Here is a 23312-nt window from a genome sequence, read left to right as displayed (position 1 = left end):
GGCTTGGCTATCGCAACGCAATAACAGTTGCACAATATTTCTGTTTCATTTGCTAAAAACTGCTGAACAATTGCCGATAATTTAATATCTATTGTATTTTTGCGGGCTAATTAGTTTTTTAATCGTACCGTTTGTCGGATAACGAAGTACCTGTTTATCAAATTAGTCATCCGATAAATGTTGCATGAATCCACTATCCAATGACGGTTAAGCCATATAAATCCTCCGAAGAAGGTAAGAAAACCCAAATCAAAAGCATGTTTGATAATATCGCGCCCAAATATGATTTTTTAAATCATTTTTTGTCCATGGGCATCGATAAAATTTGGAGACGCAGAGCGATAAACCTGCTTAAAGGAATAGAGTCGCCTGAGATTTTGGATATCGCTACAGGTACGGGTGATTTGGCTATTGCTTCTATGCGTTTAAAACCTCAACGTGTTGTAGGACTTGATTTATCTCCTGAAATGTTAAAAGTAGGTCAGGAAAAGATCAAGAATAAAAACCTGGATCATATTATTTCCATGGTGGAAGGTGATTCGGAAAATCTTCCGTTTACAGATGGAGAATTTGATGCGGCCATGGTGGCTTTTGGAGTGCGTAACTTCGAAAACCTGCAAAAAGGGTTGTGCGAAATCAATAGAGTACTGAAGAGTGGAGGTAAGTTTATGGTATTAGAATTTTCAAATCCAACAGCTTTCCCATTTAAGCAGATTTATAAGTTTTACTCAACAAGAATATTGCCTTGGTGGGGAGGTCTTTTGTCAAAGGATAAAGCGGCATATACGTATTTGCCCGAATCGGTAGCTGCATTTCCCGAAGGGCAATCGTTTGTTGCCGAATTGGAGAAGGCCGGTTTTAAAAGTGAAAGGGTGTGGAAGCAGACCTTTGGTGTGGCTACCATTTATTTTGCCAGTAAGTAATACCTGTATTTTTATAAACGGTATAATGCTGCAGAAAAAAGCAATAAAGCGTAAAAAAAATAGTTATTGAAGTAAGGTGGTCAAGCCTTATAATATTAGTAGGAGGATAAATTAATCTTTTATGATACTTGGATTGAAGCAGTTTTTTGTGTTATTCGTTCTGTTGTGTTTGATCGGGGAAGTAAATGCACAAAACGATAAGAATAAAAATGTGCCTAACCTTAAGGGTTTTGACGAAAAACCGATTCATTTTGGTTTCTTGATCGGAATCAACACCATGAATTTTAATATTCAACACTCTGGTGCTTCAACTCCGGAAAATGGAAATAATCCACGGTATGTAGAACTCCTGTCGTTGCAACCGGGAATAAACCTGGGTATCATAACCAGCTTAAGGTTAAAGAAAAACCTGAATTTACGAGTGTTGCCCGGCATTTCTTTCGGGCAGCGAGACCTGAGCTATATCGACTCCGAAGGGATGCAGGAGGATGAAGCCATTAAAATAAAATCTACCTTTCTCGAAATGCCCATTATGCTTAAATATGGAGCCGATCGAAACCATAATTTTAAGCCTTACTTGATTGCCGGTGTTAACCCGCGTTACGATTTAGCCAAGAAAAAGCAAAATGGCCTTCTGTTAAATGCGTTGGATTTTTATTATGAGTTTGGCGCCGGTTTCGATTCTTACCTGAATTATTTCCGATTATCTACAGAACTGAAAATTTCGATAGGTATGCGGGATATACTCAATCATGATGGCACAGGTGAATTGTTGGATTTACCATACACACAGGCCATTGACAAATTAACTTCGCGCATTTTTGTGCTGAGTTTTTATTTTGAGTAATCATTAAGTCAGTGGTGCATAATTAGTTGAATGCTTCATTTTTTGACTTTTACGTGGTTTCTGTTGGTTTAATAACCGATGGTTTGCCGTCTGCTGATCGCTTAGTTAAATGGGTAATTTTTAGTTTAACCAGATAATTTTCACATTATAAAATCCATTGTAAAAGTAATTGCCTCGCAAAATGATAATTAATTATCTTTGCGCAGCTATTAAAAAAGGGATGAAGAAAGACATTGCATTAAGGCTTACGCCAAAAGAAGCTTCCAGCGAGAAATATTATAAAGATATTGTGGCAAAAAAGATGAAGGTGCATCCGGATAAGATTACCGCCATCCGCGTGCGCAAAAGGTCAATAGATGCACGACAGCGTCAGGTGATGGTCCAGCTTCACCTGGAAGCCTATGCCAATGCACCTGTACCGGAAAAGGAGTGGGTCACTTTTGAATATCAAAATGTAGCCAATAAGCCAGAGGTGGTTGTTGTCGGTGCCGGTCCCGGTGGATTGTTTGCTGCATTACGGCTCATTGAGTTAGGTTTCAAACCTATTGTTCTGGAAAGAGGAAAAGATGTCAGCGAACGAAAGAGAGATTTAGCGCTATTAAACAGAAATAACCCCGTAAACCCGGATTCCAATTATGCGTTTGGAGAAGGTGGAGCAGGAACGTTTTCTGATGGTAAATTATATACGCGAAGCACAAAAAGGGGGGATTTTAACAAAATACTCAACGTGCTTCATTTCCATGGGGCACAGGATGAAATCTTAATCGATGCGCATCCGCATATCGGAACAGACCGTTTGGCCGGGGTGATCAAAAAAATGCGCGAATCTATCATCGCTGCTGGTGGTGAAGTGCTGTTTAATGCCACGGTTAACGATATTGTTATAGAGGACTTATCGGCCAGAGGTGTCGTTTTAAAAGACCACACCACTATTAAAGCTGAAGCGGTAGTGCTGGCTACCGGTCACTCTGCCCGTGATGTTTATTCCATGTTAAATGCCAAAGCCATCGAATTAGAAGCGAAGACCTGGGCCATGGGAGTGCGCGTGGAACACCCACAGGAGTTGATTGACCAAATTCAGTATCATTCGCCGGAAGGAAGAGGTGAGTATCTTCCTGCAGCTTCCTACAACTTTTCCTGCCAGGTCCAGGACAGAGGGGTTTATTCTTTTTGTATGTGCCCGGGCGGATTTATCGTGCCGGCCATGACAGGTGAAAACGAAATGGTGGTCAACGGTATGTCTCCCTCAAAACGAAACTCACCATATGCCAATTCGGGCATGGTAGTTGAGATACGACCCGAAGATATACCGGAGGAGTTTAAAAAACACGGGGTTCTGGCCGGATTGGAATATCAAAAAGAAGTGGAACGCCTATGTTATATCAATGGAGGCAAAAACCTGATAGCACCCGCACAGCGATTAACTGATTTTGTTGATTCCAGGTTGTCCTTCGATCTGCCGCCGACTTCATATGTGCCGGGCACAATAGCCTCACCATTACATTTTGTGTTACCGGATGGGATAAGCCATAGATTACAGGAAGGGTTTGTGCAATTTGGTAAATGGGCCAAAGGATTCCTGGATGAGGAAGCCATTATTTTAGGAACTGAGTCACGAACATCATCTCCGGTTCGTATCCCCCGCGATCCAATGACGCTGCAGCATGTGCAAATTAAAGGGCTTTTCCCTTGTGGAGAAGGTGCCGGGTATGCAGGAGGAATCGCTTCTTCGGCTATCGACGGCGAAAAATGTGCCGATGCGGTGGCGAGGATGATAGGTGAATAGTCACCAGTGCAAAAGTCTATAGCCCCGTGCTGATAATATTGAGTTTAACCCATATTGTGCAACGGGTTATATATCAGAGGTATGTAATGGACATTAAATACCATAAAACAAGGGATTGCAGAAACGAGGCATAACTTGTCCCAATTACTTTCGGGAGCACCGCTCTGGTGCGTTGAAGCGAGTTAGTGAAATGGCTTGTTTTGAAGTGGTTTAATTGCGTAACAGGATTTCTAATGCATATGGCGGGTTATACACCAATATGATGATTTTCTTTGTCAAAGTTTAATGCTATTGCCAATGCACTATTGACTGATGAACACATTATCTTCTTCTAAACTCCGAAAGAATAATCCCCGTAGCCGTCGAAACATTCAAGGATTCGGATTGGTCCTTGTTTTTCGAAAAGGAAGGAATAAGTAATTTTTTGCTGACTAACGATTCTATAGCGGAAGAAATTCCTTTTCCTTCGTTACCCATAACGATAATTCCGTTTTCAGATAAATTTTGTTGGTAAATATTCTCGCCATCTAAAAAGGTACCATATACAGGTATATGGTTTTTAAGCTGTTTTTCTAAAAATTCTTCCAGGTTGGTATAGTAAACCTGAACGCGGGCAACAGCTCCCATTGTAGCTTGCACTACCTTTGGATTATAGGCATCTGCGGTATTCTGCGAGCAAACTATGTTTTCAATGCCAAACCAGTCGGCCAAACGTATAATGGTTCCCAGGTTTCCCGGGTCCTGTATGTCATCCAAAGCAATTGTCAGTTTATCCTTCCAGGTATAGCTGTTTATTTCGGTTTGAGGTATCTTGCAAATGGCAATAATCGGTGGAGGGGTTTTGAGCTGCGTAATCTTTTTAAGATATTGTTCTGTTGTTTCGGTACAATTTATTTCTGGTGGCAATTGTGTTATACCTGTCCAACCTTCTCGCACAAATAGTTCGAAAACTTGAACTTGCCCTTGGATTAGATCCATTACCAGTTTTTCTCCTTCGGCGATAAACAGTTGATTTATATCCCTGTATTTTTTTTTATTTAGGGAATTGACGAGTTTAATTTTGTTTTGACTGATCATTTTTTTAATATAGTTGGGTGCAAATTTACTTTATTCCAATGTAATTAGATACTTTTGCGTAAAAATCACCCAAACGGATCAAATTTTGCTAGATTAGTCTACAGGTAAAATTACTTTTATACGAAAGCTTATAAACGAATTGAAGCAGTTATTATACTATATAATCCTTTTATTGGCAATATTTGCAGCTTCGTGTAGTTCTGTAAAAAACGTTCCCGGAAACGAGTATCTGCTTAAAAAAGTTGTAATCAAGAATAATCCGCGGGATATTTCCAAGGAAAGGTTTATGCCTTTTGTAAAACAGCGCGGGAATGTAAGGATTTTTGGCACATTGAAATTTCATTTGGGCTTGTATAATTTGGCGGGAAAAGATACCGCTAAAAAAATCAATAAATGGTTACGCCGAATTGGGGAAGCGCCTGTTTTGTACGATGGGCTGCTGGCAAGCCAAACCGCTGATCAACTTGGGGTTTTCCTGAAAAATAAAGGCTATTTTCATGCTAAAGTACGAGATAGTTTGGTGTATGCGTCTAAAAAAAAGGTAAAGGTAATATATGATATTGATAAGGGTAGGCAATTTAAGCTAGGCAATATAGCTTTTAAGGCAGAAGATACAATAATAGGCAAGCTGGTTTTGGAAGAAAAGAAACGTAGCCTGCTTAAAAAAGGCAAGCCTTTTGAAGTGGCGTTACACGATGCCGAAAGGGAACGAATTACCCGCAGTCTCAGAAACAAAGGCTATTACAATTTCTCCAAGGAGTTTATTTATTTTAAGGCCGATAGTACTTTGGGATCGTTTATGGTCAACGACTCGGTGATTGTGAAAAATGCCAGAAAAGAACTGGGCAGAGATAAGGATACTACCTTTGTGCACCCAACATTTCGTATCAAAAACGTGTATTACAGGATGGGATACGATACCCATAAGGCACTGGCCCAAAAGGATGCCTATTTCTCTAAATTCGATACTTTGTTGATTAACGATTGTTATTTTTTATATATCGATAAAGTTAAGGTAGATCCTAATGTCCTGTATAATTCCACCTATATAGAACCCGGACAATTGTTCAGTGCCGAATTGGTGGACCGAACCCAAACATTGCTATCCAGCTTAAAGCTTTATCGTTTTGTCAATATCCGGTTCGAAAGGGCAACCGCACCCGACACCGCCCGAACTGACGATAAATGGCTCGATTGTTATATTCAACTGGTGCCTGCCAAGTACCAGTCGTATTCCATCGATATAGAGGGAATAAACTCGTCCGGTAACCTGGGGGCCGGAGGAAACCTGAAATACCAGCATAAAAACCTGTTTAGGGGAGCCGAGGAATTCAGCTTTAGTTTCGGGGCTTCCATTCAAAACCAGTTTGATAGACAGGAGGATCCATTCAGTACACTGGAAATAGGCGGCGAAACCAAGATTGTTTTTCCAAAATTTTGGATGCCATTTAAAATCCAACGGTTCCGTAAAAGATATAATCCTAAAACATCATTGTCGGTAGCGTACAATCATCAACGCCGCCCCGACTATACCAGGACGATTGCTACGGGGAAAATAAGTTATCTTTGGAAGTCGAACAAGAATACCGCACATACACTGGCACCTTTGAGTATTAATTATATAGGTATACCTGCTGTAAATGCAGAGTTCGATTCTATAATCAGCAATACCTATTTAAAATATTCATATGAGAATCACTTAATATCCAGTACTTCTTATTCTTTGGTTTATAATGAGCAAAAGGTAAATACGCGCACTGATTTTTGGTATATTAACTGGAATATTGAAGAAGCGGGAAATATTCTTAATCTCGTATCAAATGCCTTGGATACCCAAGTACAGGATGAGGACGGTGATTATTTTGAGGTGCTGGGAGTAAGGTATGCGCAGTATCTTCAAAGCGACATTGATATCCGTTACCATCACTATATGAACCGGATTAACAGTATGGCATACCGGTTTTATTTGGGCGTGGGTTATCCTTATGGTAATTTAAATGTATTACCTTTTGAAAAAAGATACTTCTCCGGAGGTGCCAACAGTATTCGTGCCTGGCCTGTGCGCGGATTAGGGCCTGGTTCTTATGATTCAGAGGATGCTAATTACTACAACCAAACAGGGGATATCAAGCTCGAGATGAATGCTGAATATCGCTTTAATTTATTTTGGATGCTGGAAGGTGCATTCTTTTTGGATATCGGGAATATTTATACCATCCGAAAGGACATTAGTCCCGAAGGAGGATTGTTTACGTTTAAAAATTTTGGTGAGAAACTGGCCGTTGGTACAGGGTTAGGTTTGCGCTTCGATTTAAAATACTTTATTTTCAGGGTGGATATGGGGGTTAAGTTACGTGATCCGGTTGAGTCTAGTGGAAAAAGATGGCTTGTGGGTACCAGGCCGTATTCCTGGGATGATGCTGCTTTTAATTTTGCTATCGGATATCCGTTCTAATTTAAGCAAGCCAATGCAAAATTGGGTTTTGGCTTGTCAAAGCTCATTTATAGTTGAAAAACCTAACAATTATCATTTTTAATGCAATCCAACAAGGTTTTACGAGTAAAAGTTCGTTTTATTTTGTACTTTTGCGCAATAAATTTGAAATAGTATATTTTATATAAATTTCTGCCTGTTAACTATGGCAGGAAGGTCTCTAAATTTTAAATAATAGACATAATGAAACAAAGAGTTTTGGATGTTGTAAAGCCAGGTGTTGTAACTGGTGATGACGTAAGCAAATTATTCAAAGTTGCTAAAGAGAATGGGTTTGCGCTACCTGCGGTAAACGTTGTTGGTACTGATTCTATCAACGGGGTCTTAGAAGCTGCAAAAGTTGTAAATTCTCCTGTAATCATCCAGTTGTCAAACGGAGGTGCTGCATTTTATGCAGGCAAGGGTATTGGTCTTGAAGGACAACAAGGACAAATTTTGGGAGCTGTATCAGCTGCTAAGCACGTTCATATGGTTGCCGAGGCTTATGGTGTACCTGTTGTTCTGCACACAGACCATGCGGCTAAAAAATTACTTCCTTGGATCGACGGTCTTTTAGATGCTGGCGAAAAGCATTTCGAAGAAACTGGAAAGCCTCTTTTTAGCTCCCATATGCTTGACCTTTCTGAAGAGCCTCTAGAAGAAAACCTGGAGCTTTGTAAGCAATATTTCGAAAGAATGAACAAAATCGGTATGACTATCGAGATTGAGTTAGGTATCACCGGTGGAGAGGAAGACGGTGTTGATAACTCTGAGGTGGATAATGCGCTACTTTATACTCAGCCAGAAGAAGTGAACCAAGCATATGAGGTATTAAGCCAGGTTGGCTCTAACTTCACCATTGCAGCCTCTTTTGGTAACGTGCATGGTGTGTATAAGCCAGGAAACGTTGTGCTGACTCCAAAAATACTTGATAACTCTCAAAAATTCATCGAAAAGAAGCACGGTTTAGCTACGAACCCGGTAAACTTCGTTTTCCACGGTGGATCAGGTTCTTCTTTGGAGGAAATCCGTGAGGCTATCGGTTATGGTGTTATCAAAATGAACATCGATACGGATACGCAGTGGGCTACTTGGGACGGTATTCGTAAGTTCGAAGCTCAGAACCACGATTACTTGCAAAGTCAAATCGGTAACCCGGAAGGTGACGATAAGCCTAACAAGAAATATTACGACCCGCGTAAATGGTTGCGCGAAGGGCAGGTTTCTTTGATTGAAAGATTAAAAGTTGCATTCAACGACCTTAACTGCGTTGATGTACTTTAAGTATATAAGCCTTATTTAGGTCAAAAGCCCTCATCATTTCGGTGGGGGCTTTGTTTTTATATACTTTTTTAGTTTTTTTATGCCCTTATTAAAAAAAACGGATTGATTAAGGATTGTATATTTAAACGGAGTGGACTCTTTCATTCCGGTTTAGTCTATTTACGCAGCTTGCAGGCTGCCAGGTCATGTCCATTATCTAAAAGTCAAAAATAATGACTCAAAAAAGAGATAGCTTTAGCAACAAGTTTGGTGTAATTGCAGCGGCAGCAGGTTCTGCCATAGGATTGGGGAATATATGGCGTTTCCCTTATGTGTTAGGTGAGAATGGAGGGGGAGCTTTTCTTTTAATCTATCTGTTTTTTATTATAGCTATTGGAGTTCCGGTTATGCTTTCGGAGCTTTTAATTGGACGAAAGGCGCAGCGCAGTGTGTTCGGAGCGTTTAAGGTTTTGGCGCCCAAACTTAAGTTCTTTAAAGTGGTGGGTGTAATGGGGGTTTCCGCAGCTTTTCTAATTCTATCATTTTATGCAGTTGTGGCCGGCTGGACGGTTGAATATACTATCTTGGCTGCAGCTAACCAGCTGGTGGATAAAACCCCGGAGCAACTGACAGATATGTTCTCGGATTTTTCAAGCTCTGTTGGGCGACCCATTTTGTACTTGGTGGTATTTATGGCCATGACAGCCGGTATTGTTATTGGGGGTGTAAAAAACGGGATTGAAAAATATACAAAGGTACTGATGCCGATTTTATTTGTGATTATTCTGGTGCTCTGCGTTAATGCGGTTCTGTTGGATGGGGCAGTCGAGGGCTTATCTTTCCTCTTTCAGCCGGATTTTTCAAAAATCAATGGCAATGTGGTACTTGAAGCCCTTGGACAGGCATTCTTTTCGTTAAGTATAGGTATGGGTATTATAGCCACTTATGGTTCATATATCCAAAAGAAAGAGAATCTATTAAATACCGCAATTTCTGTTTCTATTGCGGATACACTGATTGCTGTGTTGGCAGGCGTCGCCATTTTTCCTGCCGTATTTGCTTTCGGCATCGAACCCGATGCAGGACCGGGATTGGTATTTGTGACATTGCCAAATATCTTTAACCAAATGTTCGGAGGTTACGTTTTTGCCGTCGCGTTTTTTATCTTGTTGCTGATTGCCGCTTTAACTTCATCGGTTTCTTTGTTAGAAGTTGTTGTGGCATATATTACCGAAGAAATCCATTTAAATAGAAAAAAAGCAACGTGGCTTGCAGCTGCATTGGTAACTGGCTTAGGTGTGTTTTGTGTAATATACCCTGTTTTATTTGATTCCTTCGATTATGTTACTTCCAATTTCATGTTGCCAATTAGTGGAATACTAATTTCAGTATTTGTAGGATGGATTATTGGCAAGCAACAAACAAAAGAAGAGCTGGAAGAACATGGGGGTAAGGTGAAAGTGATAGGTGTATTAATAGTTATATTAAAAATATTTGCGCCCATAGCCATTGCATTGGTTTTTATGAAAAACCTAGGGCTTCTGGATTTATTCAATCGCTAATTTCTTATTTACCTGTTTAAAAAAATTATGGACAATCGGGACAGCTTTAGTGGTAAGTTCGGTGTAATAGCAGCAGCTGCAGGCTCTGCTGTAGGCTTGGGAAATATCTGGCGTTTTCCCTATGTTTTGGGTGAAAACGGTGGTGGGGCATTCTTTCTGATTTACCTGTTTTTTATTGTAGCTATAGGCATACCTGTAATGTTGTCCGAGTTAATCATTGGTCGTCGGTCGCAAAAAAGCATTTTTGGGGCTTTGAAAGTCTTAAGTCCCAATGTGAGATTTTTTCGGATCGTGGGTGTAATGGGCGTGGCAGCGGCCTTTCTAATTCTCTCTTTTTACTCGGTTGTGGCCGGCTGGACAGTTGAGTATACTGTTTTGGCATTTGGAAATCAACTAGCCGATAAAACTCCCGGTCAGCTTTCTGCTTTGTTCCAGGGCTTTTCAACTTCGCTGTGGCGCCCTGTTTTTTACCTGGTGGTGTTTATGTTGTTAACCGCAGGTATTGTTATGGGAGGTGTTAAAAAAGGAATAGAAAGATATGCTAAAATATTAATGCCTGTCTTGCTTTTGATCATCGTAATTCTATGCATAAAATCCTCTTCGCTCAAAGGAGCCGGGGATGGGTTAGCGTTTCTCTTTCAACCCGATTTTACTAAGATAACAGGTAATGTGGTTTTGGAGGCATTAGGCCAGGCTTTCTTTTCTCTAAGTATTGGAATGGGCGCTATAGCAACCTATGGAAGTTACGTGCAGAAGAAAGAGAACTTGCTTCATACCGCGGTATCGGTATCATTGGTAGATACTTTGATTGCCGTTTTGGCAGGTGTCGCTATTTTTCCCGCAGTCTTTGCGTTTGGCATTCAGCCCGACGCGGGCCCGGGATTAGTATTTGTTACCTTGCCCAATATTTTTAATCAAATGGCTGGCGGGTATTTTTTCTCAGCAGCCTTTTTTGTGCTGTTGTTGATTGCAGCCCTTACTTCATCCGTTTCCTTACTCGAAGTTGTAGTGGCTTATTTTACCGATGAACTGAGGTTGTCCCGAAAACCGGCGACTATTCTGGGCGCTTTCTTAATGATAATCCTGGGGGTTTTCTGCGTGATCTATCCCAAATTGTTCAATGCTTTTGAGTGGACCTCCTCGAATCTTCTCTTACCGCTTGGGGGAATATTAATATCCATATTTATAGGATGGTTCTTAGGGAAAGATCAAGTGAAGGAAGAGCTTGAGGCGCATGGCGGAAAAGTAGCAGTGTTGAATGTATTTATGATTATTGTTAAAGTGTTGGCTCCTGTTGCTGTCGCTTTGGTGTTTATGAACAATCTTGGATTGTTAAGGTGATATTGGGCAACTTATCATTCATGGCGCTGAAATACAGTGCTTTACTATTGGTATAAATAATATTATTGAATAAATATTTTTCTTTTGCTAAGAAAAACGTTAAATTGATCTATCGAACTTAACGTTTATTCTTATGTGGGAGGGCTTCTTTTTATATACTCGTAGCGAACAAAGGGGCATCATTGTCCTGCTCTCCTTAATTCTGATCGTTCTTATCATACGTTTTACGATGCCATATTGGGCCTGGTATTTTGTTTCCAAGGAATTTGATAAAGATTTTGTGGAACAGGTAAAGGCACTAAATAATGAACTAGTGGCCGGTAAGTATGCCGAAAAATCAGATTCGCTTTTCCTGTTTAACCCTAATTTGGTATCTACGGAAGAATTGTTGGCGCTGGGTTTAAGCAGTTACCAAAGCAAATCGTTAATTGGTTTTAGGAATAAAGTGGGAAATTTCACAAGTAAGAACGACTTATTGAAAGTTTACGGGATGGATTCCTCCACTTATTTCAAGTTATGGGAATTTATATTATTACCCGATGAGGTAGAAATTGTTCGGAATGATGCGGTTGAAAAGGAGCGGGTAGACGCATCGGAAAAAATGGCATGGATCAATTTCAACAATCAAGATGAGATTTTTTGGGAAAGGATGATTGACTCTGATATAATCAGGAAAGAAATTCTCGATCATCTGCAAAACAATAGAATCACAAAATCCCTTCCATTGGATAAAGTCGAAAAGTATCCCGAAGAATACCTGTTGCGCTGGTTGAAAAAAAATAGTGAGCCAACGCCGGTGACAACCTTGGAGTCAGAGGAGCATGTAAAATTGTACATCGAGCTAAATTCGGCCGACACAACCCGGTTGAAACTGATGAGGGGAATAGGAAGCAAGTTATCGGCACGAATTGTTAATTTCCGTAATTCACTGGGAGGGTTTTATCAAAAGTCGCAATTAAATGATGTATATGGAATTTCAGATGAGCTGTATTGTAGCTTAAAGGAAAATGTTTCTGTGGATACCGGATTGATAAAGAAAATAAATCCTCACGGGCTAAAAGTAGAGGAAATTAGTAAGCACGGTTATTTCAGCTATCAACAGGCAAAAGATCTGAAGAATTTATATCGTAAAAAGAAACTGCCCAATGAAGAAGATATTCTAAAACTTAAATCGATCAATCAAAAAGATTGGGAAAGGATAAAACATTACCTGGTATGGAAAAAATAGAGCCTAAGGGTGCTGTCCTTTTTTTTTTCTTGTCAAGCTACTAGCAATCGGATTGTAATACGCTGTGTACGATTATGTCTAATGACTGCAGAAAGCTGATTGCAAACTGTGGACTTATTTTGGGTGACATACAAAAATATTATCCAATTATTTGCTGCAATGAATAAACTTTAGTTTCTTTGTACCCGCAAATAATTGAGGTATTGCCAAAAAAGTCTTTGGAATCGATTGATTGTTTGAGGGTTAGTAAATGAATTTGTACGCAAGTAAAAAATAAAAGGAGAAAATTATGATTGTTATTCCAATTAAAGAAGGTGAGAATATCGAGAGAGCATTGAAGAAATTCAAAAGAAAATTCGAAAAGACCGGTGCTATGCGCGAGTTGCGTTCGCGTCAGGCTTTTACAAAACCTTCAGTTGAGAGAAGAGAGGAAGTGAAAAAAGCAATTTACGTTCAGCAATTGCAACAAAACGAGGAATAGTAAAATAATTAGGTCATTTTACGGTAATTTTTGTATATTCGTTTTAACGGTAAAGTTAGATGTGACCTTGGATGATTTCAATTCAATCGTTTTTAAAATATTTAGAGTTCGAGAAGCGCAGTTCGCAGTATACGCTTAAGTCTTATCGCTGCGATCTCGAACAGTTTTTGTCTTTCTGCAAAGATAATAACAGGCACGAATTAAGTGGGATATCTACTAAGTTCGTGCGCAGTTGGGTGGTGAAGTTGGTAAAAGACGGAATGGCCCCCAAGAGTGTAAGCAGAAAAGTTACGGCCTTAAAGTCCTTTTTCAAATTTCAAATGAGAGAGGGACTTGTTGAGGCCAGCCCCGTTGATGGAGTAGTCACTCCGAAAATTCCCAAGCGATTACCGGTTTTTGTTCGTGATTCTGAAATGAATCATTTGTTGGATGATATTCCCTTTGCAAATGACTATGAAGGCGTGCGCGATAAAATGATTCTAGAATTGTTTTATGGTTCGGGTATGCGTTTGTCTGAACTGGTGAATTTAAGCGATCGTAATTTTGATTTGAAGGAAGGCGTTGTTCGCGTGAACGGAAAATTCAATAAAGATCGATTAATCCCCATGTATAAAGAGCTTGTTGTTTTGGTTAGCGAATATGTTGAAGTGAGGAACCGGGAATTTGGAATGAACAAAGCAGGTGCTTTTTTCCTTACAGGAAAAGGTGAAAAAGTATACCATAAATTAGTCTATCGGGTTGTGAATAAATATTTGAGCTTGGTCACTACACTCCATAAAAAAAGTCCACACGTTTTACGGCATTCTTTTGCAACTTCATTGCTGAATGCCGGAGCGGATTTAAATGCCATAAAGGAACTTTTAGGACACTCGAACTTGAATGCGACGGAAGTATACACGCACAACAGTTTCGAGAAAATAACCGATATATATAATCAGGCCCATCCGCGGTCTTAATAAAAGGAGGATTTCATATGAACGTAACAATTCAATCAGTAAAATTTGATGCTGCTGATAAGTTGAAGGGATTTATCGAGCAAAAGGTAAACAAGTTGGATGTATTTTTCGATAGGATAATCGATGCAGAGGTGATATTGAAGCTCGACAAATCAGAAACAACTGAAAACAAGGTGGCAGAAATTGGCTTGAAGGTGCCCGGTACAGAGTTGTTTGCCAAAAAACAAACAAAGACTTTTGAAGAAGCAATTGATCTTTGCTGCGAAGCGCTTCGAAAGCAATTGATAAAGAAAAAAGAGAAAGTGAAATAAAGGTATGTGATCCAACAGTTGCAAGTTTTTTTACTGACTTAAGCAATTGTTGAACAGTGTGTTAATAAGAGTGGGTGAATATTTGTTGTGGAGAGTGTAAAAAAAAACAAATATTTCTGTGGTGTTTGAAAAATATATTATACATTTGCACACCGTTTTAAGAACGTAAATAAAATACCTAAATAAGCTAAAGATAGGCTGGTTGTTGAAAAGTGATCAGCCTATTGAATGTAAATATACGACCTTTTAAAGAAAAGGTTATTTGGGGAGATACCAAAGTGGCCAACTGGGGCGGACTGTAACTCCGCTGACTTTCGTCTTCGTAGGTTCGAATCCTGCTCTCCCCACAAGAACCGGAAAATATTGAAAATTATCCGGGGTTTTGCGAAGTTTTTGATTAATAAATCATTACCTTTGTAGCCCCGAATCAAAAAAGCGGGAGTAGCTCAGCTGATAGAGCATTAGCCTTCCAAGCTAAGGGTCGCGGGTTTGAATCCCGTCTCCCGCTCATTTGCCGATGTAGCTCAGGGGTAGAGCGTTTCCTTGGTAAGGAAGAGGTCATGGGTTCAAATCCCATCATTGGCTCTATTCTGGTTCGGAATTTTAAAAAATTATAAGTTAATATCTAATTGTCTAATTATTCGAGTTATGGCTAAAGAACATTATGACAGGTCAAAGCCTCACGTGAACATCGGTACAATTGGTCACGTTGACCACGGTAAAACTACTTTAACTGCTGCAATCACAAAAGTATTGGCAGATAAAGGTTTTTCTGAAGCAAAGGATTTTGATCAAATTGACAATGCTCCTGAAGAGAAAGAAAGGGGTATTACAATTAACAGTGCGCACGTTGAGTATGCAACGGCAAATCGTCACTATGCACACGTTGACTGTCCGGGTCACGCCGATTACGTGAAAAACATGGTAACAGGTGCTGCACAGATGGATGGTGCCATCATTGTAGTAGCTTCTACGGATGGTCCTATGCCTCAAACTCGCGAGCATATCCTATTAGCACGTCAGGTAAACGTACCAAAATTGGTAGTTTTCATGAACAAAGTGGATATGGTTGACGACGAGGAGCTTTTAGAGCTTGTTGAGATGGAAATCCGTGAACTGTTAGACTTCTATGAGTTTGATGGTGACAACACGCCGGTTATTCAGGGATCTGCTCTTGGAGCATTGAACGGAGAACCACAGTGGGTTGAAAAAATCATGGAACTTATGGATGCCGTGGATACTTGGATTCCAATTCCTCCGCGTGATGTTGATAAGCCTTTCTTGATGCCTATCGAAGACGTATTTTCTATTACAGGTCGTGGTACTGTTGCTACAGGTCGTATCGAAACAGGTACAATCCATACCGGTGACGAAATGCAAATTATAGGTCTTGGTGCTGCAGGTAAGAAAACTGTATGTACAGGAGTTGAGATGTTCCGTAAGATTCTTGACGACGGACAAGCTGGTGATAACGTAGGTTTGTTGTTACGTGGTATCGACAAAAACGAAGTAAAAAGAGGTATGGTTCTTGGTGCTCCGGGACTAATTACACCACATACCAAATTTAAAGCCGAGGTTTATGTATTGAAGAAAGAAGAAGGTGGTCGTCACACTCCTTTCCACAACAAATACCGTCCTCAGTTCTACCTTCGTACGCTTGATGTAACCGGTGAGATTACACTTCCGGAAGGTACCGAAATGGTAATGCCTGGCGATAACGTAACTATTAACGTTGAGCTGATTTACCCGGTAGCTATCGATCAAGGTCTACGTTTTGCTATCCGAGAAGGTGGTAGAACAGTAGGTGCAGGTCAGGTAACTGAAATTGTTGAGTAATCAACAAACAGCATAAAGTTCAATGGAAGGGTTTTTCCCTTCCATTTTTAAACACGGGATTAGCTCAGTTGGTAGAGCACTGGTCTCCAAAACCAGGTGTCAGGAGTTCGAGTCTCTTATCCCGTGCAAAGCCGGATGAAAATCGTTAAATCGGTGGTTATCCGGCAAATTAGTGAAAAGAATCAAGGTGTTTCAAACATCAGTGTACACAGGAACCTGTCGGAGATTTAAAACTTTGATAGATATTAAAGAGATAAACTAGTGAGCAAGATTGTTAATTACTTTAAAGACGTTCAAAACGAATTAGTAAATAAAACGTCATGGCCTACTTGGTCCGAATTGCAAAATAGTGCTTTGGTAGTAATGGTTGCAACTGCAATTATTGCCACAATTGTTTATGGAATGGATTTTTCATTTGAGAAGACACTAGATTGGATTTACAAGCAACTATACTAAGATTTTGTGCAGATGAGTAACCTAGAAAAAAAATGGTATGTGCTTAGAGCCATCGGTGGTAAGGAGAAAAAGGTAAAAGAGTACGTTGAAAGCGAAATTGAACGTCTGAATTTACAAGATTATATCGCCCAGGTTCTGATACCGCAAGAAAAGGTTTATCAAATACGTAACGGGAAAAAAATCAGCAAGGAACGGAATTATTTTCCGGGATATGTGATGATAGAAGCAGCTCTTGTTGGAGAAGTGCCGCACATTTTAAAAAGTATCCCCAATGTCATCGGATTTTTAGGCGACAGGGATAACAGTGCAGTACCTTTACGTACTTCAGAAGTAAATCGAATTTTAGGTAAGGTGGACGAGCTGTCCGATGCGGAAAATGAGGAACTCAACGTACCGTACTTTGTAGGTGAAACAGTTAAAGTAATTGACGGGCCGTTTAACGGATTTAACGGTGTTATAGAAGAAGTGAACGAAGAGAAAAGAAAACTTCAGGTGATGGTAAAGATCTTTGGTAGAAAGACACCTTTGGAGTTGAGTTTCCTTCAAGTAGAAAAAGAACAATAGGTCACTTTCCCTTGTATGTTTAAGCTTCCATAAAAGACTCGTCTTTTATCACTGCAAGAACAAAGAGACCGATTTCTTATATATATTAATTTTAATACGAATTGCTACATGGCTAAAGAAGTAGAAACTTTTATCAAATTACAGATAAAAGGTGGAGCGGCAAACCCTTCACCACCTGTGGGGCCTGCATTGGGTGCTAAAGGTGTGAATATTATGGAGTTTTGTAAGCAATTCAACGCCAGAACTCAGGAAAAAGCAGGTAAAGTTTTACCAGTTGTTATATCGGTGTACTCAGATAAGTCTTTCGACTTTGTGATCAAAACACCACCGGCAGCTGTTCAACTTTTAGATGCTGCTAAGCTTAAAAGTGGTTCTGCTGAGCCAAACCGTAAAAAGGTAGGTTCAGTATCGTGGGACCAGGTTAAAGCGATCGCTGAAGATAAAATGGCTGATTTGAATTGTTTTACAGTGAGCTCCGGCATGAAGATGGTGGCCGGAACTGCCAGAAGTATGGGTATTACCGTTAGCGGTGAATTCCCTGGTGATAACTAATTAATACCATTTTGGAGATATGACAAAACTAACAAAAAATAAAAAGTTAGCGTTAGATAAAATCGAAGCCGGAAAGCAATATTCGCTTGAGGATGCAGCCAAATTGGTGAAAGAAGTTACTAACACAAAATTTGATGCTTCGGTAGATGTTGACGTACGGTTAGGTGTTGATCCTAGAAAGGCGAACCAGATGGTGAGAGGTATTTGTACTCTGCCACACGGTACTGGTAAAGAAGTTCGTGTACTTGTTTTGTGTACCCCTGATAAAGAGGAGGAAGCGAAAAGTGCAGGAGCCGATTACGTCGGATTGGATGAATACGTGGAAAAAATCAAAGGCGGATGGACCGATATTGATGTAATTATTACTATGCCTAGTGTGATGGCGAAAGTAGGACAATTAGGACGTGTTTTAGGTCCTCGCGGTCTTATGCCAAACCCTAAAAGTGGTACGGTTACAATGGAAATCGGGAAAGCGGTAAATGAAGTGAAAGCCGGTAAAATCGACTTTAAAGTAGATAAATACGGTATCATTCACGCTTCAATCGGTAAAGTATCCTTTGATGAGAGCAAAATTGTTGAAAACGCAAGAGAATTTATTAACGTAATTAATAAACTTAAGCCTTCTTCAGCAAAAGGTACTTATATTAAAAGCATTAGTCTTTCAAGTACCATGAGTCCGGGTATTAGGATTGAAGCCAAAACGGTTGAAGCCTAAATGTTTAATTAACAGAAAAGAAAGGAATCATGAAAAAGGAAGATAAAAGCTTACTTGTTAAAGAACTCGCACAAAATATTGCCGACTACAGTCATTTTTATGTGGTGGATGCCGGCAATCTGAATTCGGGTAAAACAAGCGACCTTCGTAGACTTTGTTATAGCAAAGAAGTGAAAATGATGATGGTGAAAAACACCTTATTCATGAAAGCGCTTAAGGAGTCGGAAGGTGAGTATGACGAACTATATGAAACGTTGAAAGGATCTACTGCGGTATTCTTTTCTAATACGGGTAATGTGCCGGCTAAATTAATAAAAGAGTTTAGCAAAAAGAACAAAAAGCCTGTATTAAAAAGTGCTTATGTAGAGGAGTCGGTTTATGTTGGTGAAAATCAGCTGGACGCTCTGGTTAGCATTAAGTCTAAGGACGAACTTATCGGCGATATCATTGCATTATTACAATCACCTGCTAAGAATGTTATTTCTGCGCTACAGTCAGGGGGTTCTACAATACACGGTGTTCTACAGACACTAGCAGAAAGAGAGTAATTAAAAAGTAAAAAACAATATTTTAATAATAGAAAAAATGGCAGATTTAAAGAAGCTTGCAGAGGAATTGGTTAACCTAACAGTGAAAGACGTTAACGAACTTGCAGAGATCCTTAAAGAAGAATATGGTATTGAGCCTGCTGCTGCAGCTGTTGCTGTTGCTGGACCTGCAGCTGGTGGCGAAGAGGCCGCAGCTGAAGAGCAAACAGAATTTGACGTAATTCTTAAAGCAGCTGGTGGATCTAAACTAGCCATCGTTAAGTTAGTGAAAGAGATGACTGGCGTTGGTCTTAAAGAAGCTAAAGAATTAGTTGACAAAGCTCCTGCACCATTGAAAGAAAAAGTAACTAAAGAAGAAGCTGAAGCACTTAAAACTCAATTAACAGAGGCTGGAGCAGAAGTTGAACTTAAGTAATTATTACTACCTTTTACAGGGAACGGTTTAGGGACTTATCGGTGATAAGTTCCTAGGCCTTTTTATGCATTTATGTTATAAGTTCAATTAATTTTTGTTGATAGATGACTCCAAATACCACAAGCGAAAGGATTAGCTTTGCTTCTATTAAAAATCAACTGCAGTATCCCGATTTTTTAGAAGTACAATTAAAATCGTTCCGTGAGTTCTTTCAACAGGGAGCAACTCCTGAAGAAAGAAAAACAGAAGGTTTATTTCATGTTTTTGAAGAAAACTTCCCTATCACGGACACAAGAAACAATTTTGTACTAGAGTTTCTTGATTTCGGTATAGATCCGGCCAGATACTCGATTCAAGAGTGTACCGAGCGCGGACTTACCTATAGTGTACCTTTAAAGGCTAAACTAAAATTATATTGTACCGACCCTGAACACGAGGATTTTGATACGGTTGTACAAGATGTTTACCTGGGCACTGTGCCATATATGACAGATAAGGGCAGCTTTATTATCAATGGTGCGGAGAGGGTTGTTGTTTCGCAGCTGCACCGTTCTCCGGGTGTATTCTTCGGTCAGAGTACGCATGCTAATGGTACGAAGTTATATTCTGCACGAATTATTCCTTTTAAAGGTTCGTGGATAGAATTTGCCACGGATATCAACAGTGTGATGTATGCGTACATCGACAGGAAGAAAAAATTACCGGTAACCACCTTGCTTCGGGCAATCGGTTACGAAAGTGATAAAGAAATATTAGAGATTTTCGATCTTGCCGACGAAGTAAAGGTTTCAAAATCAGGATTGAAAAAAGTAGTAGGGCGTAAGCTTGCTGCTCGTGTCCTTAAAACATGGATCGAAGATTTCGTGGACGAGGATACAGGTGAGGTGGTTTCAATCGAACGTAATGAGGTTATCATCGATCGCGAAACAATCATCGAGAATGAGCACATTGAAGAAATTGTTGATTCAGGTGCCAAAACAATATTGCTACATAAAGAAAATCAGAACCTTTCTGACTTCGCCATTATATATAACACACTTCAAAAGGATCCTTGTAACTCCGAAAAAGAAGCTGTGTTGCACATCTATCGCCAGTTACGTAACGCCGAGCCGCCAGATGAGGCTACAGCCCGCGACGTAATTGATAAGCTGTTCTTTTCCGATAAACGATACGATTTAGGGGAAGTAGGACGTTACCGTTTGAATAAAAAGCTGGGACAGGATACCGATATGGATACAAAGGTATTGACCAAGCCTGATATTATTCAAATCATCAAATATTTGATTGAACTTATTAACTCCAAAACCGAAGTTGATGATATTGACCACCTAAGTAACCGTCGTGTACGGACTGTAGGTGAGCAGTTAGCCAACCAGTTTGGTGTTGGGTTGGCACGTATGGCCCGTACCATTCGTGAAAGAATGAACGTAAGGGATAATGAAGTTTTTACACCGATTGAACTGATCAACAGTAAAACATTATCTTCGGTTATTAATAGTTTCTTTGGTACAAATGCTTTGTCTCAGTTTATGGATCAAACCAATCCGTTGGCCGAGATTACGCATAAACGCCGGATGTCGGCCTTAGGGCCAGGCGGTCTGTCGCGTGAAAGAGCAGGTTTCGAGGTTCGTGACGTTCACTATACGCACTATGGCCGTTTATGTCCGATTGAAACTCCGGAAGGACCAAACATTGGTTTGATTTCTTCATTGTGTGTATTCGCAAAAATCAACGATTTAGGATTTATCGAGACACCTTACCGTAAGGTTAAAGATGGTCAGGTTGATTTGTCTGCCAACGGTGTTCAATACCTAAGTGCCGAAGAAGAAGAAGAGTTGATAATTGCGCAAGCCAATGCGCCTTTGGATGAAACAGGTAATTTTGTGAACAATAAGATTAAGGCGCGTTTAGAAGCGGATTATCCACTGTCAACACCGGAGGAAATTCACCTAATGGACGTGGCCCCTAACCAGATTGCTTCAGTGGCGGCTTCGTTAATTCCTTTCTTGGAACACGATGATGCGAACCGTGCATTGATGGGATCTAACATGATGCGTCAGGCCGTACCGTTATTGCGTCCGGAAGCGCCTATTGTAGGTACCGGGTTGGAAGGTAAACTTATTAGTGATTCCAGAACTAATATAGTGGCAGAAAAAGATGGTGTTATCGAGTTCTGCGATGCCGAGGAAATTGTGATCCGTTACGATCTTACCGAGAGCGAAAAATTTGTAAGTTTTGATTCTGAAACGAAACGTTATAAGATACCTAAGTTCCAGAAAACAAACCAAAATACTTGTATCGATCTGAAACCAATGGTGGTTACGGGACAACGCGTAACTGCAGGTCAGATTTTGACGCAGGGATATTCCACGGAAAAAGGGGAGCTGGCGCTTGGTCGTAACCTTAAAGTGGCGTTTATGCCTTGGAAAGGTTATAATTTTGAGGATGCTATTGTAATCTCTGAGCGTGTGGTACGTGAAGACGTATTTACCTCCGTACATATTGATGAGTATTCCTTAGAAGTTCGTGACACGAAACGTGGATTGGAAGAATTAACTTCCGATATTCCGAACGTAAGTGAAGAGGCTACTAAGGATCTGGATGAAAACGGATTGATTAGGGTTGGCGCACATGTTGAGCCTGGTGATATCTTGATTGGTAAGATTACGCCTAAAGGTGAAAGTGACCCAACACCGGAGGAAAAGTTATTGCGTGCTATCTTTGGGGAGAAAGCAGGCGATGTTAAAGATGCATCATTAAAAGCTTCTCCTTCATTAAAAGGTGTGGTTATCAACAAAAAACTTTTCTCCCGTATCATTAAGGATAGAAAAGCCAGATCATCGGATAAACCTTTGATCGCTAAGATTGATGAAGAATTCGACCGTTCAGTAGCTGATTTGAGAAACCGCTTGGTGGACAAGCTATTCTCTGTGGTGAACGGAAAAACTTCGCAAGGTGTTCAGGATTACTTTGGTGTTGATATCGTATCTAAGGGTACTAAGTTTACCCAAAAGATTTTAAGCGATATCGATTACCATAACATCGACCCTAACAAATGGACCACAGATAAGGATAAGAATGAAGTCATCCAAAAATTAATTCATAATTATCTGTTGAAGTTCCAGGAATACGAAGCCAAAGAGAAACGTCAGAAATATAACTTGACTATCGGCGACGAGCTCCCTGCAGGAATTGTTCAATTGGCCAAAGTATATATCGCCAAAAAGCGTAAAATCACAGTAGGTGATAAGATGGCAGGTCGTCACGGTAACAAAGGTATTGTATCCAGGATTGTACGTGTGGAGGATATGCCTTTCCTTGAAGACGGAACACCGGTAGATATTGTGCTTAACCCGCTTGGTGTACCATCAAGGATGAACCTGGGACAGATTTACGAAACGGTGCTTGGTTGGGCCGGAAAAGAATTAGGTGTTAAGTTTGCCACACCGATTTTCGATGGAGCTAAGTTCGAGGATATGGATGAGTGGACTAATAAAGCTAATGTGCCGGCGTATGGTAAGAGTTATCTATACGATGGAGGTACCGGTAACAGATTCCACCAACCGGCAACGGTAGGTGTGATTTACATGCTGAAGTTAGGCCACATGGTAGAAGATAAGATGCATGCACGTTCAATAGGTCCTTACTCGCTGATTACACAGCAACCATTAGGAGGTAAGGCCCAGTTTGGAGGGCAGCGCTTTGGAGAGATGGAGGTTTGGGCATTGGAGGCCTTTGGTGCGGCCAATATCCTGCAAGAAATCCTGACTGTTAAGTCGGATGACGTGATGGGACGTGCTAAAGCATATGAATCTATCGTTAAAGGAGATGCCCTTCCACAACCCGGCATTCCGGAATCACTTAATGTGTTGTTACATGAGCTTAGAGGTCTTGGTTTAAGTGTAAATCTAGATTAAAGCCTTTTTTATCATTGGGTAGTGCCTGGCATTATTCAATGATTGCCTTATTTGTTTTAAA

General features: G+C 40.2%; 20 protein-coding genes and 4 tRNA genes. 23 read left to right on the top strand and 1 reads right to left on the bottom strand.

The features are described from left to right. Positions 1–200 precede the first annotated feature (200 nt). The 3 genes from ubiE (at position 201) to ACRD64_RS16395 (ending at position 3556) form a co-directional block, all read left to right on the top strand. Positions 201–923, top strand: coding sequence for a bifunctional demethylmenaquinone methyltransferase/2-methoxy-6-polyprenyl-1,4-benzoquinol methylase UbiE (ubiE, locus tag ACRD64_RS16405; RefSeq protein ID WP_430934537.1), 723 nt, complete (start codon positions 201–203; stop codon positions 921–923). A 121-nt stretch (positions 924–1044) separates the two neighbouring features. Next, positions 1045–1770 carry an outer membrane beta-barrel protein gene (locus ACRD64_RS16400; protein ID WP_430934536.1) on the top strand — a complete coding sequence of 242 codons (726 nt, stop codon included), beginning with the start codon at positions 1045–1047 and terminating at the stop codon, positions 1768–1770. A gap of 220 nt (positions 1771–1990) precedes the next feature. Then, positions 1991–3556, top strand: coding sequence for an NAD(P)/FAD-dependent oxidoreductase (locus ACRD64_RS16395; protein WP_430934535.1), 1566 nt, complete (start codon positions 1991–1993; stop codon positions 3554–3556). A 321-nt stretch (positions 3557–3877) separates the two neighbouring features. On the opposite strand, the gene ACRD64_RS16390 is transcribed toward ACRD64_RS16395, so the two are convergent. After that, a complete protein-coding gene (locus tag ACRD64_RS16390; RefSeq protein WP_430934534.1) occupies positions 3878–4633 on the bottom strand; it encodes a TrmH family RNA methyltransferase in 756 nt (251 codons plus the stop codon). A 172-nt stretch (positions 4634–4805) separates the two neighbouring features. Here ACRD64_RS16390 and ACRD64_RS16385 point away from each other — a divergent pair, with 172 nt between their 5' ends. From ACRD64_RS16385 to rpoB, 20 genes are all read left to right on the top strand, one after another. Beyond that, positions 4806–7088 (top strand): BamA/TamA family outer membrane protein, encoded by a 2283-nt coding sequence (locus ACRD64_RS16385; RefSeq protein ID WP_430934533.1) that lies wholly within the window; start codon positions 4806–4808, stop codon positions 7086–7088. Between the two features lie 222 nt (positions 7089–7310). Then, positions 7311–8390 carry a class II fructose-bisphosphate aldolase gene (gene fbaA / locus ACRD64_RS16380; RefSeq protein WP_430934532.1) on the top strand — a complete coding sequence of 360 codons (1080 nt, stop codon included), beginning with the start codon at positions 7311–7313 and terminating at the stop codon, positions 8388–8390. Between the two features lie 212 nt (positions 8391–8602). Beyond that, positions 8603–9931, top strand: a complete 1329-nt coding sequence (locus tag ACRD64_RS16375) for a sodium-dependent transporter (RefSeq protein WP_430934531.1) — start codon at positions 8603–8605, stop codon at positions 9929–9931. Between the two features lie 27 nt (positions 9932–9958). Then, positions 9959–11272, top strand: a complete 1314-nt coding sequence (locus ACRD64_RS16370; RefSeq protein WP_430934530.1) for a sodium-dependent transporter — start codon at positions 9959–9961, stop codon at positions 11270–11272. 229 nt (positions 11273–11501) lie between these two features. Next, positions 11502–12500, top strand: coding sequence for a ComEA family DNA-binding protein (locus ACRD64_RS16365; RefSeq protein ID WP_430934529.1), 999 nt, complete (start codon positions 11502–11504; stop codon positions 12498–12500). 289 nt (positions 12501–12789) lie between these two features. Then, on the top strand, positions 12790–12981 hold the full coding sequence (rpsU, locus tag ACRD64_RS16360; protein WP_430934528.1) for a 30S ribosomal protein S21: 192 nt from the start codon (positions 12790–12792) through the stop codon (positions 12979–12981). A 71-nt stretch (positions 12982–13052) separates the two neighbouring features. Further along, positions 13053–13937 carry a tyrosine-type recombinase/integrase gene (locus ACRD64_RS16355; protein ID WP_430934527.1) on the top strand — a complete coding sequence of 295 codons (885 nt, stop codon included), beginning with the start codon at positions 13053–13055 and terminating at the stop codon, positions 13935–13937. Positions 13938–13954: 17 nt separating this feature from the next. Beyond that, positions 13955–14248, top strand: a complete 294-nt coding sequence (gene hpf / locus ACRD64_RS16350; RefSeq protein WP_430934526.1) for a ribosome hibernation-promoting factor, HPF/YfiA family — start codon at positions 13955–13957, stop codon at positions 14246–14248. A gap of 264 nt (positions 14249–14512) precedes the next feature. Then, positions 14513–14595, top strand: a tRNA-Tyr gene (locus ACRD64_RS16345). Between the two features lie 88 nt (positions 14596–14683). After that, positions 14684–14756 (top strand) — tRNA-Gly (locus tag ACRD64_RS16340). Between the two features lie 5 nt (positions 14757–14761). Beyond that, positions 14762–14833 (top strand) — tRNA-Thr (locus tag ACRD64_RS16335). Between the two features lie 63 nt (positions 14834–14896). Then, positions 14897–16084: an elongation factor Tu gene (gene tuf, locus ACRD64_RS16330; RefSeq protein WP_430934525.1), complete on the top strand. Its 1188-nt coding sequence runs from the start codon at positions 14897–14899 to the stop codon at positions 16082–16084. A 53-nt stretch (positions 16085–16137) separates the two neighbouring features. Next, positions 16138–16210 (top strand) — tRNA-Trp (locus ACRD64_RS16325). A gap of 135 nt (positions 16211–16345) precedes the next feature. Beyond that, positions 16346–16540: a preprotein translocase subunit SecE gene (secE, locus tag ACRD64_RS16320; protein ID WP_430934524.1), complete on the top strand. Its 195-nt coding sequence runs from the start codon at positions 16346–16348 to the stop codon at positions 16538–16540. Between the two features lie 12 nt (positions 16541–16552). Beyond that, positions 16553–17104, top strand: a complete 552-nt coding sequence (gene nusG / locus ACRD64_RS16315) for a transcription termination/antitermination protein NusG (RefSeq protein WP_430934523.1) — start codon at positions 16553–16555, stop codon at positions 17102–17104. A gap of 108 nt (positions 17105–17212) precedes the next feature. Next, positions 17213–17656, top strand: coding sequence for a 50S ribosomal protein L11 (gene rplK / locus ACRD64_RS16310; RefSeq protein ID WP_430934522.1), 444 nt, complete (start codon positions 17213–17215; stop codon positions 17654–17656). 19 nt (positions 17657–17675) lie between these two features. Next, positions 17676–18371: a 50S ribosomal protein L1 gene (gene rplA / locus ACRD64_RS16305; protein ID WP_430934521.1), complete on the top strand. Its 696-nt coding sequence runs from the start codon at positions 17676–17678 to the stop codon at positions 18369–18371. Between the two features lie 29 nt (positions 18372–18400). Then, positions 18401–18919, top strand: coding sequence for a 50S ribosomal protein L10 (gene rplJ, locus ACRD64_RS16300; protein WP_430934520.1), 519 nt, complete (start codon positions 18401–18403; stop codon positions 18917–18919). A gap of 37 nt (positions 18920–18956) precedes the next feature. Next, positions 18957–19334 carry a 50S ribosomal protein L7/L12 gene (gene rplL / locus ACRD64_RS16295; protein ID WP_430934519.1) on the top strand — a complete coding sequence of 126 codons (378 nt, stop codon included), beginning with the start codon at positions 18957–18959 and terminating at the stop codon, positions 19332–19334. 104 nt (positions 19335–19438) lie between these two features. Then, the gene (rpoB, locus tag ACRD64_RS16290) at positions 19439–23251 is read left to right on the top strand and encodes a DNA-directed RNA polymerase subunit beta (protein WP_430934518.1); all 3813 of its coding nucleotides are present in this window, start codon (positions 19439–19441) and stop codon (positions 23249–23251) included. The last annotated feature ends 61 nt before the right edge of the window (positions 23252–23312 follow it).

It is taken from the genome of Saccharicrinis sp. 156, assembly GCF_050589685.1.
Classification (GTDB): domain Bacteria; phylum Bacteroidota; class Bacteroidia; order Bacteroidales; family Marinilabiliaceae; genus Saccharicrinis.
This window is presented reverse-complemented; position numbering and strand designations above follow the sequence as displayed.